Genomic DNA, 15,162 nt, shown 5'->3' on the forward strand with positions numbered 1-15,162 from the left:
TGCAAAAAAACCTATCGGGATCCTAAATCTCGATAGGTTTTTTATCATATAAATAGGCTACTGCCCATCCCATTGCTTAATTAATGAAAGTAAATAGGCCTTTACTTGTACTTGCAGATCAGGACGCTGTAGGGCCAGCTCAATCGTGGCTTCAATATACCCCAGCTTGTCCCCAACGTCATACCGCTTCGCTTGCATCAGGTAAGCGGCCATCTGCTGCTCCTTATTCAGTACGCGCAGCGCATCCGTTAATTGAATCTCGCCGCCGCGGCCAGGCTCTTGCCGCTCAAGAATGCGGAAAATTTCTGGCATGATAATATACCGCCCGATTACCGCTAAATTCGATGGTGCCTGATCACGATCAGGCTTCTCAACCAAATCTTCAATCAATCGATAGTTGGCGTAACTCGTCGCTGGAGAAATGATGCCGTATTTGCTAACATCAGCCCACGGTACCTCTTGCACCGCAATAACCGAGGTTTCCGTTTGCTCATAAACATCCATCATCTGCTTAAGTCCCGGCGGGGAAGATTGGAGAATATCATCACCAAGCAGAACTGCGAATGGCTCATCCCCAATGAATTTGCGCGCGCAAAGAATGGCGTGACCTAGACCAAGCGGCTGCTTCTGGCGTATATAATGGACATCTGCCAAATTAGATACAGATTTCACAATCTCAAGCAACTGGGTACTCCCTTTTTCTTCAAGCATCATCTCCAGCTCTACGGATTTGTCGAAATGATCCTCGATCGCACGCTTGTTACGCCCTGTAACAATAATGATATCCTCAATGCCAGACTCGATCGCTTCTTCCACAATATACTGAATAGCCGGTGTATCAACGATGGGCAGCATTTCCTTCGGCTGCGCTTTGGTTGCAGGTAAGAAACGAGTACCTAGTCCCGCCGCGGGGATAATGGCTTTACGAATTTTTTTCATGAATGCTCCTCCTTCATCGACTGTAAACGCTCCACTACTTCCATTCCGATTCGTTTCGAACCAATAGCCGCATGGAACGCGACGTTATCTCGTACACCATGAAAATCAGAGCCCGCGGTCATCAAAAGACCCGTACGCTGAGCAAGAAGCCTATATCGCTCTTCATCTTCTGGCGAATGATCGGCATGGTACACTTCAATACCATCTATACCCTGTAGGGTAATGGCTTCAACCAGGGCATCATCGTGATAAATGCCTGGATGTGCGAGTACCGCTCTGCCTCCAGCCTCATGAATCCACGTAATCGCCGTCGCAGGCTCAATGCGAGGTGGATTAGCGTACGCAGCCGCTCCTGTAGCTAAATAGCGATCGAACGCTTCCGTAATCGTACTCACATAGCCCTTATTTAAGAGCACTGCAGCAATGTGAGGCCGCCCTACTGTATCCCCTTTTCGCTTCACATTCGCAACTTCTTTGAGAACTTCCTCCATCGTAATTTCGATGCCAAGCTCCTGTAAGCGCGCAATGATCATCTCGTTACGGGTATCTCTTGTTTCACGCAACGACGCCAAGCGCTGTAGAAATTGTTCATCCTCTATATTGATGAAATAGCCAAGAATGTGGATGTCTTGTCCATTCGCGACCGTTGAAATTTCAACTCCAGGTACGACCATGATGCCCAGCTCAGTACCCGCTTGAAGTGCTTCCGCTACCCCCGAAATGGTATCGTGATCCGTAATCGCAATCGCTCCCAGCCCTGCATCCAGAGCCATTTGTACATTCGCTCTCGGCGATTGTGTCCCATCTGAAGCAGTTGTATGTGAGTGTAAATCTGCTTCCATTCGATCCCTCATAGTTGCCTCCAATTATCGTAGACGACGCTTAATGAACGTATTGTTCACTCAACAGTCCATCTCATCCCTTATCATAGAAAACGGCTTAAATCCTCTTGTCTCAAGAACGTCATGAAGCTTACAGCCGAAATGGGCAGCAAGGTCGAGTTTAAGTAAATCGCATAGAAGCTGCGCTCAAACACGATATCCTCTATTTTCTTCATTTTAAAGAGTCCTAGCGTCACCTCATGCTTCACCGACGATTGCGAAAGAATCGATATACCCAACCCCGCTTCAACAGCAGATTTAATGGCTCCAGTGCTTCCGAGCTCCATCACGATCTTCATGGAGGAACAATCCATGTTACAGCGAGCGAATTCTTCCTCCATGACCCTTCTTGTTCCAGAACCCTGCTCACGTAGCACAAAAGGATACTTCAATAGCTCCTCCAAGGAAACAACTTCTACATCCGCAAGTGGATGATCCGAAGGTACAATGAGACGCAGCTCGTCGCTGAGAATCGGTTCAGTGTGAACATCCGGATGATGTATTGGCGCTTCAACAAGACCGAAATTGAGCTGATGACTGAGCACCTCGTCCAAGATCTGAGCCGTGTTCATCACTTTCATCGATACGGATATCTTTGGATAATCCTTGCTGAATGGGCCTAAGAGGCGAGGTAAAATATACTCCCCCATCGTTAAGCTGGCACCTAGTTGAAGCCGCCCTTCAATCATCATTGTAAATTTCGACATCGCGACATCCGTGTCACGAATAAGCTCTATGCTATTCTTAGCAAAAGGCAGCAGTGCTCGTCCGGCCTCGGACAATTCGATCTTCTTGGTGCTGCGATGAAATAGCTTCACACCAAAGTAATCCTCGAGCGACTGGACTTGCATCGTCACAGCAGGCTGTGTCATATGTAACGCACCGGCTGCATGTGAGAAACTACCTTTTTCCGCTACGGTATAGAAAATATGTAATTGATGAAAATTAAGTGCCATGGTATACCGCCTCTCTATGCTTCCATTATATGAAATCGAACCCGTACAGTCCATCAAGACGCCAAAAAAGAGTATGTCTGCCCCAGACATACTCTGATCAATTGCATGATTAGCGACGCTTGCGACTATTCTTAATCAAGGTCATACGACGAGAATGCCTTAACCAGGAATAGTACGACTTTAAATCGCGCAGCTCCATGGTCTCTGACATTTTACCAAGAAAGGTGACTATAATCATTTTGTGCAGCGGATTGCCTACGAGATCCGTCTCGTGTTCCAAATGTGAGAATTCAGCTACAACCACTAGATCATCGTCAATTAGATAAACGTCTTCTTCATTTCGATAATAAGGGACCATGCTATCATTTTTAAGCTTCTCCCAAAGAAAAGCGCAAATTTCCTCGAGTGAGTTGTTATCGCTTGAAATACGATCGCTCCATCTCAGCTTTGCATGATTCGTGATCACGATATCCGCCACTTTCTTGTCACCTAGCTGTACGAAGAATGGTTCATAAGTACTCCATCTCCCCATAACCTTATCTTTCATGATCACATCCCCTTTCCTATTTAAATGGGACCTACTACCTACGAATTGATGTTCTGTAAGTTATATTTTACTTTATTATAACTAATTTTCCCATGTAAGAATATATAAAATTATTAATAAGTATTTATGAAGATAAAAAACTATGCCTAATTTTCGGAAAATTGCGAAAACTTCTATCGATGTCATCCAAGAATGAACGACCGTGGTCTAATATGACCTAAAAAAAACAAAAAAGCTTCTCACGAAGCTTTCATTTTGCACTGCAGCCTCAAAGCGTGTAAAATCTAGTTTTGTCAGGACCGTCACTACTATATTCCGTTTTAATTTCATTACGGTACGATTTCTCAACCTTTTTGACATAAGGCAGCTTAAGTAGACTGCGTGTGGTCTCTTCCAATTTGCTGGCATGTATATATAAAACTGCGTAATTCATTTTCTTGGATATGTAATGCAGGGAACCAAATCGCTCTAAATTTCTGGCGGCTTTGATATCGTTCACCCAAATGATTAATCCGCTTCGCTCAATCATCATGATTGCAACCTCTTTTCAATAATCCTAGTATGGAGTGATTTCACAACATGAAGCCATCAGACACTATTGTTCGCGTATGTCGCGGAAACATAACTGAAAGTATACATGGTATCCACCTTGCTGTCGTGGACACCCAGGGAAGCCTCCTGCACCGTGCAGGCGATCCGCACCTGCTCACCTTCGCCCGTTCGACGGCGAAGCTGATTCAAGCACTGCCGGTCATTGAATCCGGCGCCGCTGATCATTTCGGCCTATCAGAGGCCGAAATAGCTTTGTGTTGCGCTTCCCACAACGGGGAAGCTGAGCATGTGAGCACGGCCCGCGGTATCCTGGGCAAGCTTGGTTATCATGCCATGCACCTGCAATGCGGTGCGCATGAACCCTTCCATGCCCCAACCGCACAAGCGATGCGCGAGCGAGGAGAATCCCCCTCAACCTTGCACAACAACTGCTCGGGCAAACATTCGGGTATGCTATCCCTTAGTAGCCATCTGGGCGCTTCGCCAGATACCTACATGAGCCCAGAGCATCCAGTTCAGGTACTAATGTTGGATGCTGTGAGCGCCATGTCAGATGTGCCTAAGGAGCAGATGGAGCTCGGTATCGACGGTTGTGGTGTTCCTGTTTTCGGAATGCCAATCAACCATCTCGCACTCGCCTTTGCCCGATTGGGCAGCCCAGAAGGGCTATCTGCAGAGCGTGCAAACGCTTGCCAGAGAATTGTCGATGCTGTTCGAAAATATCCTCAATTCCTCGCAGGAACCGATCGCTTCGATACGCGATTAATCGAGGTAACAAAGGGTCGCGTCGTAGGTAAAATGGGTGCTGAAGGAATTTTCGCCCTTTCCATCCCAGAACAAGCCATCGGCTTTGTCTTAAAAGTAGCAGACGGAAATGTTCGTGCCTTGTATCCCGCGGTGACTGAAGCACTGAAGCAGCTAGGCTATCTCTCGGAAGATGAGGTCAGCGAGCTTGCAGCTTTCCATAAGCCTGTGGTACAAAACTGGCAAGGAACCGAGGTAGGACGAATCCGCCCCGATTTCTGCCTGTGAGGCCGCTTTTGATCACGAAGTAGTTCATGAAGCGTATTCGACATCGAAGATTGAATTCAGCCGGAAATTCCGGTGCTCACGTAGCTTTCACTACGCTCCGCTCCTCATTTCCTAGCTTCTTTCAATCTTCTCGGTGCTGAAAACCGCTCACCAAGTAATCCTTAAATTAACCGCAATTCCCGCTGCAGCTTCCACCGGAACTGCAGCCTTTGCCCGTTGGCAAGGGATTGTTGCTTGGCACTTTAATTGAATCCGACACCGCGTGAGCAATCGTCGTTGAGACGGTAAACAACAAGTCGTCCAAGCGATCCTCAGCTTCTTTATATTTGCGAACAGCCTCAACGGCTAAGAGTTTCTCTTGCACGTCATTCACAGCCGCAAGCGCATCGTGATAGCTCGGATGGTAATGCCCGAAACGCTCGCATTCCTCAAAGGCATCTTTTTTCCTAGCAAACACATATTGTAAATCTTTAACTTCCTTGCTGTTCTCAACCGCGGTCTTCCAATATAAATAATCTGCAACTTCCGCAGAAGAATTAATCATGTCACCCATGTCGTAAGCTTGCATAAGGATAGCCGACATATCTAGTGTTTCTGTTTCCATTGTTTGTAACATTATGACAACCCCATCCTTCCTAGCGAAAAGTCTATAACACTTCTATCATATCACAGTTCGCCAAGAGTTTCTTCCTTTTCTCACACACATCCATCGTTGATTCCTGGTAATATGAGCTTCATTTCCTTCCAATCCTCGCTTGGCCAAGAAATTTCCTGATATTCTTCCCAGCCCTCCAGAATCCAACCTGTCCGATCTTCTCGCAGCATCCGAGGGATAATGAAGCAGTCGCGCCCTTCTTTCCTCAACTGCAGCACACTTTTCCATTCTATAGCTTTACGAATCATATCTTTCCGTGTTGACGCATGATAGTCGCGGAACTCCTTAATCCAGCTCAAAGGGATTTGTTGTATATCTGGATACAAATCATCTCGATGCGGCAAATGGGGATCAATGTCATAGAGCTGAATCGTGTCTCTGGAGTAACACAAGCCTATGGTTGCCTCATTTATGAGTTCCCTTACGTCATCCACAGGGTTGTTCGGGGTTGAGCATCGGTTGGGATGGAACCCCATCGCTTCCAAGCATTTCGTCACATGTTTAACATGCTCGCAAGAAATAATAAAATTGGATTCTCCAATGCGGTCACCGAGCAAGGTACGGCACTTTTCATTTCGCAGCAAGGCATCCGCAACTTCAACGGATTGACAGCGAAGCAGTGTAACCTCCTCTATATAGAGCTTGTCCTTCTGCTCTTCCCACTGTTGCAAGGTGATTGCCACTTGTTCTGGAACTTCATAATAGGCATTCTCTTGCAAGAGATGAATCACGTCTGCGCTCTTCAGCCCCTGATCTAGCGCGCGCTGAAAGCTTTCTTTGGTCAAACGATAGTTCCGTACTAGATCCGCGTTCTGGAGGTCAGCAAACGCCGCAATCCTCCACTCTAAGTGAAGTGAGGCATCAGGTGGCAGAAGCACTTCGAAATCAGGCTGAACGTAGAGAGAAGGCGGGGGCTTGAGGGACAGATCGTTAGGTGAGTCTGGCCTCACATCATCATGCAACTGAGGATTGATGAGCCATTTGAACCATAACTGCCCCTCTTGATCTTGCCCCAGTTCAATAAAGCGAAAAGCAGTCAACGGCTTCATCCATACGGAGATCATTTCCTGTTTAAGAACGGCCGCGTCCATCGGTTTATGGACAATTGAACAGCAAGAAAAGATGGCTTGAGTCAGCTCATTTAGGTTATACCATTGCAAGGCAGCCGCCCTCTCCATGAAGGCTATACCATGTTCTAGCCAAACTGGCGCGGGAGTTACAGCCTGTCGCCAAATACGATACAGCTGCGCTTGTTGGTGTTCATAAGAGCTTTGAAGCCATGTATGAAGGTGTTGCTGATTGATCAGGAACCTGTCGCCCGCTTCTTTTTTATAAAGAAAGCCCATCCGCAGGGCCATTTCAAGCATCAGCGCGGCAGGTTCCTCATACACGTCAGTGAAAGCGTAAGTTAGTCCAACCTTCGTGATGATAGTTTTGGGCAGGCTCACATGTTCAGTAAGCTTCTGTAGTTGCTTCTTATGTAAGGTTCCTTTATTCGTAAGGGAAAGTGCTGGCTGGCGCGAACAGTTTGCCATAAAATGAAACAATTGCTGCGCTAATCCCCTTGGATTCACTTCAATGCCTTCATCCATTTCTACGTGATGATCGCCAATGTCCCCTGATTCCACTTGAATAAGCTGACTTTCTGACACATTCAAGGGGTTCAGTATAGTAGAAAATAAAATGCGCTGCCAACCCGCAAAAGCATCCTCAGGCAAAATAAATAACTGTTCCCCCCAAGATTTTCGGAAAGCAACAATGACGCCATATCGACGAAGTCCCCATAGCCCCAAGTTTACTTGAGAGCCAGCCATTTGAAGTGCCGCTACTTTCTCCAGCCTCTCACTAGTAAAAGGAAGGCAACCGAATGTTGACATTACAAGACGTAATGTGCGCCTCTCGTCTGAAGAGAGCTCCCTATAGAGATCATTTAGATGATTATGCTGCGTGAGGACCTCTCCTAATGACTCCCTAGGAAGTGCAGAACACCATGGTTGTTGTAAGATGAGCTCCTTTAACGAAAGTGGCATTTTCCGTTCCACCTGTTCGTACTTCATTCTGAACCTCCCTCCTCATCTTGCTGCTTGATGCCAGCTTGTAATCTCATACTGGTAGCCTTGTTCAACGAGAAATAATTGCCGCTTCATCGCAAAATCCTGTTCCTTCGTTTCTGAGCTAACAAGTGAATAAAAGACGGCTGTGTTTTCGCCGTTTCTTTTCGGACGGAGGATACGCCCCAGCCGCTGGGCTTCTTCTTGCCTTGAGCCATAGCTTCCCGAGACCTGAATAGCGATTGCCGCATCTGGAAGATCCACCGCGAAGTTAGCCACCTTAGAAACGATCAGCAGCGGCAGCTGCCCCTTTTTGAATCGCTCATACAGCTCCTCACGACGTTCATGCGGGATGCTGCCGCATATCATGGGTGCACCCGTATGGGCTGCAATCTGCTCCAGTTGATCGATATACTGGCCGATAATTAGCGTGGGCTCATCCGGATGAAGCTTCAATAAATGATCAATAACATCCAGCTTCGCTACATTCTCCCCTGCAATTCGGAACTGATGCCTTGCTTCTGATGCCTGATAACGATCTCGATCCAGCATGGACAGAGGAACGCGCACTTCTTGGCAGGTTACCTTTGCGAGCCACCCCATCGTTTCAAGCTGCTTCCACGCCATGTCATATTTTTTAGGCCCGACCAAGGAGAATACATCACCTTCTAGGCCATCTTCTCTGATCAACGTAGCTGTTAAACCTAATCTGCGTGTAGCTTGTATCTCAGCAGTCGCGCGGAAAACAGGAGCAGGGAGAAGGTGAACCTCATCATAAATGATCAGGCCCCATTCCCTCTCGCTAAACAATCGCAAGTGCGAGAACTCGGCTTCCTTGTTCCCTCGGTGAGTTAGAATTTGATACGTGGCAATGGTGATCGGTCTAATCTCCTTGGTCGTGCCATTATACTCACCTACCTGATCGCTCGTAAGGCCCGTCTTGCTCAGTATTTCGCGCTTCCACTGCTTCACCGAGGTAACATTGGAGGTAAGGATCAGTGTCGCACAGCTTGCTTTCGCCATGGCAGCGATACCAACTACCGTCTTTCCCGCTCCACAAGGAAGCACCAGAACACCGCTCCCTCCATGGCCTACCTGCTGAAAGGCATCTACGGCTTGCTTTTGATAGTCACGAAGCTGGAACGGCTCATCCATCTGGTCATCATCACGCCAGGGAATTTTCAGAAATTCGCCGCTGCGGTACGATGCCAAATCCTCTACCGGATAGCCCAACTTCATCAGTTCCTGCTTCAAAATCCCGCGATAGCTCGGTGATATGGCAATAGCCCGTTCACCACGGGTATCCTTGAGATATTTTTGTAAAGAATCATACGCACAAATTTCTTTGAAAACGACGGTATCCTCACTTACCAAGAAGAGCTCATTCCCCACATGCAACATGCGCAGAATCCCATAGCGCTTCGTATATTTACGAATCGTGTTAAGAACAGCAGACGGGACGCCGAACTTGGCATGTTGCTGCAAGCAAGCTGTCATTTCTTCCAGCCCCATCCCTGCTGCAGCTGCATTCCATAAGGACAACGGGGTAACCCGATAGGTGTGAAGATGTTCCGGGCTTTTAACGAGATCTGCAAAACGAGCCAGCTTGCCCTGGAGCTTTTCAAATTCAGGATGCTTCGTTTCGAGGAGGATAGATAAATCGTTCTGAATGATCAGAGGTCTTGAAGGATCCATAGTCAATCGTGTATTCCCTCCTTTTTCCTTAGTATGAAGGGAAAGTACTTGATTTAAACATGGCCGCCATGCTAACGTATCTCAAAAGAGTTCATAAACCGTGATAAACCCGACAACAAGGACGGCTACTAGTGACACCCAACTTGCAACTACGCCAGGGCGAAGACCTTTTTTCTCCTCTTTGGTGTACCAATGTGCTTTCCTCGAGCGCTCTTCAATATCTTTCACATGAGCCTCGAATTTCTTCTCTATATCGTATAAGTTCCACATGGTAATTCCCCCCATCCTTTGGTTGGAATTGATTTTAACATGGCAGGAAGTACCAGAGTTATCTATGAGAAAACTTCTATCGAGGCCATTCAAAGATGAGCGACCGCGTTTGAAGAGGAGAGACTTTGGTCTTCGACCAAAGATCCCTATATATGGTTTTATCGCCAAATAGAAAGTATAAGTTTTCGGGAACCGAAAACTTATACTTTCTATTGTGGTAATAAATGATCGTTTCGATCGAAAAAAGTGATGATTGAGGGGGCATGCCTATGGATCTTACGTTATACAAAACACTGCTCGAAGTAGCGAAATGGCAAAACTTTACGAAGGCCTCTGAAAAATTAGGCTATGCCCAGTCCAGTGTAACCTCACAGATTCAAAAGCTGGAGCTCGAATACGGGGTCGAAATCTTTGAGCGCATCGATAAAAAGATGAGACCGACGCCTGCGGGGGACATTTTACTCCGGTATGCGGCGAAAATTTTGAAGCTCTATGAGGAATCCAAAATCAATGTGGCCGGACAAACGACAGGAAGCTTCATGATCGGCACGCACGAAACAACTCTCTTTTCGTATATGCTGCCTCCGTTCCTTGGTGCTTTCAAGAAATGCTTTCCGAACATTACGATCACCATCAATGAATTATTGGAAAATGATACGTCACGCGCGCTGAAGGCAGGCGAATGCGATTTAGGGTTCATCGTCGACAAGGAACTCAACGATCCTGATTTAATATTTAGGACGATTCAAGAAGAGGAATTTGTCATTGTGGCAGCACCTGATCATCCCTTAGCAGCAAAATCCGTGATCGTGCCGGAGGATCTCAATGGCTCTGAAATCCTGCCGAAAACGACAGTGACGACAGAAACACAAAACGGGCAGCTAGCGATCTTACCGCTAAACTACCCGAATTTTAAGTTACATGTGCAATTATGCTATCATGCCAAACGGCAATTATCCGTACCGTTAAATAACTTCATCCAACTGATGTGTCAAACTACTCCACACGAACGGCTTTCTCTTGGGCAAGCAAGCACAATTCAGCCGCTTTGAACGTATGCGCTTGTGTCATTGCGTTTTCCGTACGATGAATGCAATCCAAAATCAACTGACCGAAGAAAGGAAAGCCTACTTGTCCATGCAGACTGTAGTGCTTTTCTCCTTGTTGGTTGACCAGGTAAAGCTGATCCCCTTGCGGATTACGAGCAATATCAATATATTTACGCAGCTCGATATACCCCTCGGTTCCAAGAATCAACGTGCGCCCATCTCCCCATGTCCCCAAGCCGTTTGGTGTCAGCCAGTCTACACGGAAATAGTTCGTTGCCCCATTGTCCCCAATAAGTGTCGCATCGCCGAAATCCTCAAGCTCCGGATAATCCTTCGCATGATAGTTCGCTACCTTACTACTAGCCACTGTTGCATCCTTACAACCCGAATAGAAGAGGAATTGCTCGATTTGATGACTGCCGATATCTGTTAGAATACCGCCATACTTATCCTTCTCAAAAAACCAATCCGGACGGCTTGATGCATTCAAACGGTGAGGCCCAAGACCAATGACTTGAACAACGCGCCCAATTGCGCCCTCGTAGATCAATTGACCCGCAAATACGGCACTTTCCACGTGAAGACGCTCACTGAAATAAACCGCATATTTACGTCCTGTTGCGTTGACCACCGCCTTAGCAGCTGCAAGTTGCTCCAAGGAGGTAAATGGTGTTTTATCTGTAAAATAGTCTTTGCCATGCTCCATTGCGCGAATCCCTAACGGACCGCGTTCAGAAGGAATAGCTGCGGAAGCAATTAGCTTCACTTCTGGGTCGTGAAAGATCTCCTCTTCGGAAGCAGCTACCTGAGCCTGAGGGAACTTCGCCACAAATGCGGCTACTTTCGCTGGATCTTGATCGTAAACCCATTTTATCTCTGCGCCTGCTTCTAGAAGTCCGTTGCTCATGCCATAAATATGACCATGATCCAGCGCGATGACCGCGAAGGTAAACTCCCCTTTTTGAACAACAAGGTTCGGTTTCCCTTTTGGCGCATAATTCATGCCATCATTCTTTTGCATTTCGAATTTCCCCCATCATCTTAGACATCAAGTGTTTTAAACGAGCCAGCCTCTTTATTGTTTTTGGAATTTTTGATTTTATCTTGTAAATGTTGCTCGAACAGATCCTCATCGATTGGCAAATCAACCCAGTTGTCTGTGAATGTTGAAAGCATGATCGCATTGGAAATCATCAAACCTTTAATACCTTCTGCTCCTGGTGCAATCAAAGGTGTTCCGTGCAGGATGGCATCAACAAAGTTCTGCGTAATCCCCATATGTCCTGTTTCTGTACCTTCAACCGGAATTTCACATTTCCAGCATTCCGGCCCACCGAAGCCGCCTTTGTACGTTTCATTGAATTCTTTTTCCGATACGCGCAAACGCCAGAACGTCAATTTGCCATCTTCAATCACGATTTTCCCACGGTCACCTGACAATTCGAAACGGTTCGTTCCTGGCGCTTCGCCAGTCGTAGTCACGAACAGACCTGTAGCGCCATTTTCATACTCGACAAACGCTGTTACATCATCTTCAACCTCGATATTACGGTGTTTACCGAAATAACAGAACGCGCGAACACGCTTCGGCATCATATCAATCGTCCACTGCCATAGGTCAAGTTGGTGCGGATCCTGATTAATAAGTACGCCGCCGCCTTCACCAGCCCAAGTTGCACGCCAGCCGCCAGAATCGTAATAACTTTGTGATCTATACCAGTTCGTGATAATCCAATTCGTTCTGCGAATTTCACCAAGCTCGCCAGAAGAAACCAGATCCTTTAGTTTTTTATATAAAGGATTTGTGCGTTGATTGTACATCATGCTGAATACTTTACCTGAAGCTTCTGCCGCTTCATTCATTTGACGCACTTGCTTGGTATACACACCAGCCGGCTTCTCACAAATAACATGCAGGCCTGCTTGGAATGCGCGTACAGCTGTTTCAGGGTGATCATAGTGAGGCGTTGCGATCAAAACCCCATCAATCAAGCCAGAAGCCAAAAAATCGTCAAGATTGTCGAATAATCGAACACCTTCACCTAGATTTTCTTTTGCCCATTCTAGACGATCTGCTCTCGGTTCACAAATAGCGGTAAGTACGCCGCTCTTCACTTCATTTTTCACCAAATATTTGGCATGTCCAGTTCCCATGTTCCCTAGACCTACGATACCAATCCTTACTACTTTATCCACTGTACGTCACCTTTTTCTTATCAGATTCACAATTATTAAGCACGTTTTCACTTTAGCATATTTATGAAGAGGCATCTTGTCGCAGATTGACTACCTTCATGCGAACTTTGACAGTTACATTCCAAAGGACAATATTTACTGTGAAGATGCCGGTAATTGGATATGGACCGTTGTTCCAACCCCAAGCTTACTTTGATAGCGGATCACCCCATGGTGCTCTTCAATAATTGTGAAGCTCACCATCATGCCTAGTCCAGTGCCTTTTTCCTTTGTCGTGTAAAAAGGTTCACCTATGCGCGGCAGCCTTTCCTCCGAGATGCCATGGCCTTGATCCACAAACTGCAATATGACGCCATTAGCTTGATTTTGAACAGTAATGGTTAATGTACCGCCAGAAGGCATCGCTTCAATCGCATTTTTGATGACATTCACAAAAACTTGTTTTAATTGATTTCGCTCACAATTGACCGCCAGAATAATCGAAGTGGCATTAAGTATAATCTCTACATTGTTCATGATCGCTTCCGTATTTAACAACTGAATCACTTCTTCAAGAATTCTTAATGGATCATGAGGCATGTAGGCAACAGCCTGTGGTTTGGCGAGAATGAGAAGCTCACCAAGAATCAGCTCAATACGATTAAATTCTTCTTGCATAATGTGATAATAGCGTATTTTACTTTCTTCATTCGCGTGACACATCAGCTTCACAAAGCCCTTAAGTGCCGTCAACGGATTGCGAATCTCGTGTGCGATGCCGGCCGCTAATTGACCAGCAACATGCAGCTTTTCGGTTTTGCGGAGCAGCTCCTCGGTCTGTTTCTGAAGTGTGATGTCCTGCACAGTACCGAATAGACGCAAGGCTCTTCCCGATTCGTCATAGGAAGTTCTCGCTAAGGTATGTAAAATTCGCACATCCTCACCAATAATGATCCTATAGACGAGATCCAGTGTTCCTGCATGCAAAGCGTCTTTTATCGCCATTTTCGTTTTGTGCATGTCATCAGGATGAATACTTCCAAAGAGCACTTCAATAGACACTTGTTGCACAGGATCTGGACACCCAAATAAGGATGTCAGTTCATCTGAAATATACACGACATTAGTGATTACGTCCCAATCATAATGTCCCAAGCCTGCGATTTCTTGCGCGATTTCCAACTTGGCTTTACTTCGTGTAAGTTCTGCCTCAATCTGCTTATGATCCGTGATATCATGGACAATTCCACGAACAGCTACTTTGCCCTCGTCTAAAAACACACGCTCAATTTGGGAACGTAAATAACGGACATCCCCTTCTTGAACTTCAATTCTGTATTCTATATCTGACATACCATGCAGAACAGCTTGTTTAATAGCTAGTGCTACTTTCCCACGATCATCAGGCAGAATTGGCTCAATCGCTTTATTCAAGTCAATTCCAAAGGTCGGTTCAAGACCATATATCCGAAACATCTCGTCCGACCACGCGATCGATTCCTCTTCAAATATTTGTTCAAAGCTGCCGAATTGCCCCAATCGCTGTGCCTGTATGAACCGTTCTTCAACGATTTTTCGCTCTGATATATCTCGCCATATCCCTAGTTTCTGACAATGTTTCCCCTGTTCGTCCAACAACCACTTGAAATTGTTTTCGAACCATACGTACCATCCCTTTTTGTGAAGGAAACGACATGTTATGATTCCCTGGTCAATTGCCATACACTCATTTTCATTGATAAAGATTTTCTTCAGACCATCGATATCCCCTGGGTGACAAAAAGCCAACACATTTGCTCCGTACATATCCTCAAGTTCATATCCAAGCAGGTTTTTTATCGAGGGCGAAACATAAAACAGAGTACCATCCTCGGCAGTTAATGTGATAAGATCTTGCGCGTAATCTGTATACTTTTGATAAATATCATTTTCAATGGCGAAATGATTCGTGATCATTTCTGTTTTACGAATAATAATATGTAAGTTGTCACCAACTGGATAAGCATTTACATGAATCCATTGATTGGATGGCTTCACATATTCCGTAAAAGCAATTTCTTTACCATTTCTCCGAGCTTGATGGAATTGACTATACGTGGAATGCCGGATCGCAGAGGGAAACTCGGTCCATGCCATTTTACCTAGAAGTTCTTCCGGTGATCGTTTTAAAACACTTGCTCCATAAACGTTTGCATATATAAAATGCCAATTTGAATCTAAAATGATAAAACCAATGGAAGCGCTGTCTTCAAACATGTTCATCTCGAGTATACGGACCCCCTTCACCCATTTCGATCTTATTATCACTTACTCGGACGCACCTCGTAAAGAGAATAAGTAAAAAAAAGCAGCCTTCCCTG

At 45.9% G+C, this 15,162-nt stretch carries 14 protein-coding genes; 2 read left to right on the forward strand and 12 right to left on the reverse strand.

Going from position 1 to position 15,162, the window contains the following annotated elements; genetic code table 11:
• Positions 1–57: 57 nt before the first annotated feature.
• The 5 genes from galU to AC58PQ_RS09340 all read right to left on the reverse strand — a co-directional run bounded on the left by galU (position 58) and on the right by AC58PQ_RS09340 (position 3,855).
• The gene (gene galU / locus AC58PQ_RS09320) at positions 58–939 is read right to left on the reverse strand and encodes a UTP--glucose-1-phosphate uridylyltransferase GalU (protein ID WP_497241687.1); all 882 of its coding nucleotides are present in this window, start codon (positions 937–939) and stop codon (positions 58–60) included.
• Positions 936–1,793, reverse strand: a complete 858-nt coding sequence (locus tag AC58PQ_RS09325; RefSeq protein ID WP_497241688.1) for a PHP domain-containing protein — start codon at positions 1,791–1,793, stop codon at positions 936–938. The genes galU and AC58PQ_RS09325 overlap by 4 nt, the downstream gene beginning before the upstream one ends.
• Positions 1,794–1,864: 71 nt before the next feature.
• Complete coding sequence (locus AC58PQ_RS09330) at positions 1,865–2,776, reverse strand: selenium metabolism-associated LysR family transcriptional regulator (RefSeq protein ID WP_497241689.1); 912 nt, start codon at positions 2,774–2,776, stop codon at positions 1,865–1,867.
• A gap of 109 nt (positions 2,777–2,885) precedes the next feature.
• Positions 2,886–3,323 carry a hypothetical protein gene (locus AC58PQ_RS09335; protein ID WP_056612399.1) on the reverse strand — a complete coding sequence of 146 codons (438 nt, stop codon included), beginning with the start codon at positions 3,321–3,323 and terminating at the stop codon, positions 2,886–2,888.
• Between the two features lie 268 nt (positions 3,324–3,591).
• The gene (locus AC58PQ_RS09340) at positions 3,592–3,855 is read right to left on the reverse strand and encodes a YlbG family protein (protein WP_477590614.1); all 264 of its coding nucleotides are present in this window, start codon (positions 3,853–3,855) and stop codon (positions 3,592–3,594) included.
• A 47-nt stretch (positions 3,856–3,902) separates the two neighbouring features.
• Between AC58PQ_RS09340 and AC58PQ_RS09345 the strand changes: the two genes are divergently transcribed.
• Positions 3,903–4,907: an asparaginase gene (locus tag AC58PQ_RS09345; RefSeq protein ID WP_497241690.1), complete on the forward strand. Its 1,005-nt coding sequence runs from the start codon at positions 3,903–3,905 to the stop codon at positions 4,905–4,907.
• A 166-nt stretch (positions 4,908–5,073) separates the two neighbouring features.
• On the opposite strand, the gene AC58PQ_RS09350 is transcribed toward AC58PQ_RS09345, so the two are convergent.
• From AC58PQ_RS09350 to AC58PQ_RS09365, 4 genes are all read right to left on the reverse strand, one after another.
• On the reverse strand, positions 5,074–5,523 hold the full coding sequence (locus AC58PQ_RS09350) for a YlbF/YmcA family competence regulator (protein ID WP_477590612.1): 450 nt from the start codon (positions 5,521–5,523) through the stop codon (positions 5,074–5,076).
• An 80-nt stretch (positions 5,524–5,603) separates the two neighbouring features.
• Positions 5,604–7,619, reverse strand: coding sequence for a helicase-associated domain-containing protein (locus AC58PQ_RS09355; RefSeq protein WP_497241691.1), 2,016 nt, complete (start codon positions 7,617–7,619; stop codon positions 5,604–5,606).
• Between the two features lie 15 nt (positions 7,620–7,634).
• Positions 7,635–9,308: a DNA repair helicase XPB gene (locus AC58PQ_RS09360; RefSeq protein ID WP_497241962.1), complete on the reverse strand. Its 1,674-nt coding sequence runs from the start codon at positions 9,306–9,308 to the stop codon at positions 7,635–7,637.
• An 81-nt stretch (positions 9,309–9,389) separates the two neighbouring features.
• Positions 9,390–9,578 carry a hypothetical protein gene (locus AC58PQ_RS09365; RefSeq protein WP_497241692.1) on the reverse strand — a complete coding sequence of 63 codons (189 nt, stop codon included), beginning with the start codon at positions 9,576–9,578 and terminating at the stop codon, positions 9,390–9,392.
• A 269-nt stretch (positions 9,579–9,847) separates the two neighbouring features.
• Between AC58PQ_RS09365 and AC58PQ_RS09370 the strand changes: the two genes are divergently transcribed.
• Positions 9,848–10,630, forward strand: coding sequence for a LysR family transcriptional regulator (locus AC58PQ_RS09370; RefSeq protein WP_497241693.1), 783 nt, complete (start codon positions 9,848–9,850; stop codon positions 10,628–10,630).
• On the opposite strand, the gene AC58PQ_RS09375 is transcribed toward AC58PQ_RS09370, so the two are convergent.
• The 3 genes from AC58PQ_RS09375 to AC58PQ_RS09385 all read right to left on the reverse strand — a co-directional run bounded on the left by AC58PQ_RS09375 (position 10,575) and on the right by AC58PQ_RS09385 (position 15,064).
• Positions 10,575–11,648 carry a Gfo/Idh/MocA family protein gene (locus tag AC58PQ_RS09375; RefSeq protein ID WP_497241694.1) on the reverse strand — a complete coding sequence of 358 codons (1,074 nt, stop codon included), beginning with the start codon at positions 11,646–11,648 and terminating at the stop codon, positions 10,575–10,577. The genes AC58PQ_RS09370 and AC58PQ_RS09375 overlap by 56 nt on opposite strands.
• Positions 11,649–11,668: 20 nt before the next feature.
• On the reverse strand, positions 11,669–12,823 hold the full coding sequence (locus AC58PQ_RS09380) for a Gfo/Idh/MocA family protein (protein ID WP_497241695.1): 1,155 nt from the start codon (positions 12,821–12,823) through the stop codon (positions 11,669–11,671).
• 135 nt (positions 12,824–12,958) lie between these two features.
• Complete coding sequence (locus tag AC58PQ_RS09385) at positions 12,959–15,064, reverse strand: PAS domain S-box protein (protein ID WP_497241696.1); 2,106 nt, start codon at positions 15,062–15,064, stop codon at positions 12,959–12,961.
• Positions 15,065–15,162 lie beyond the last annotated feature (98 nt).

Source organism: Paenibacillus sp. J22P143 (assembly GCF_059692035.1).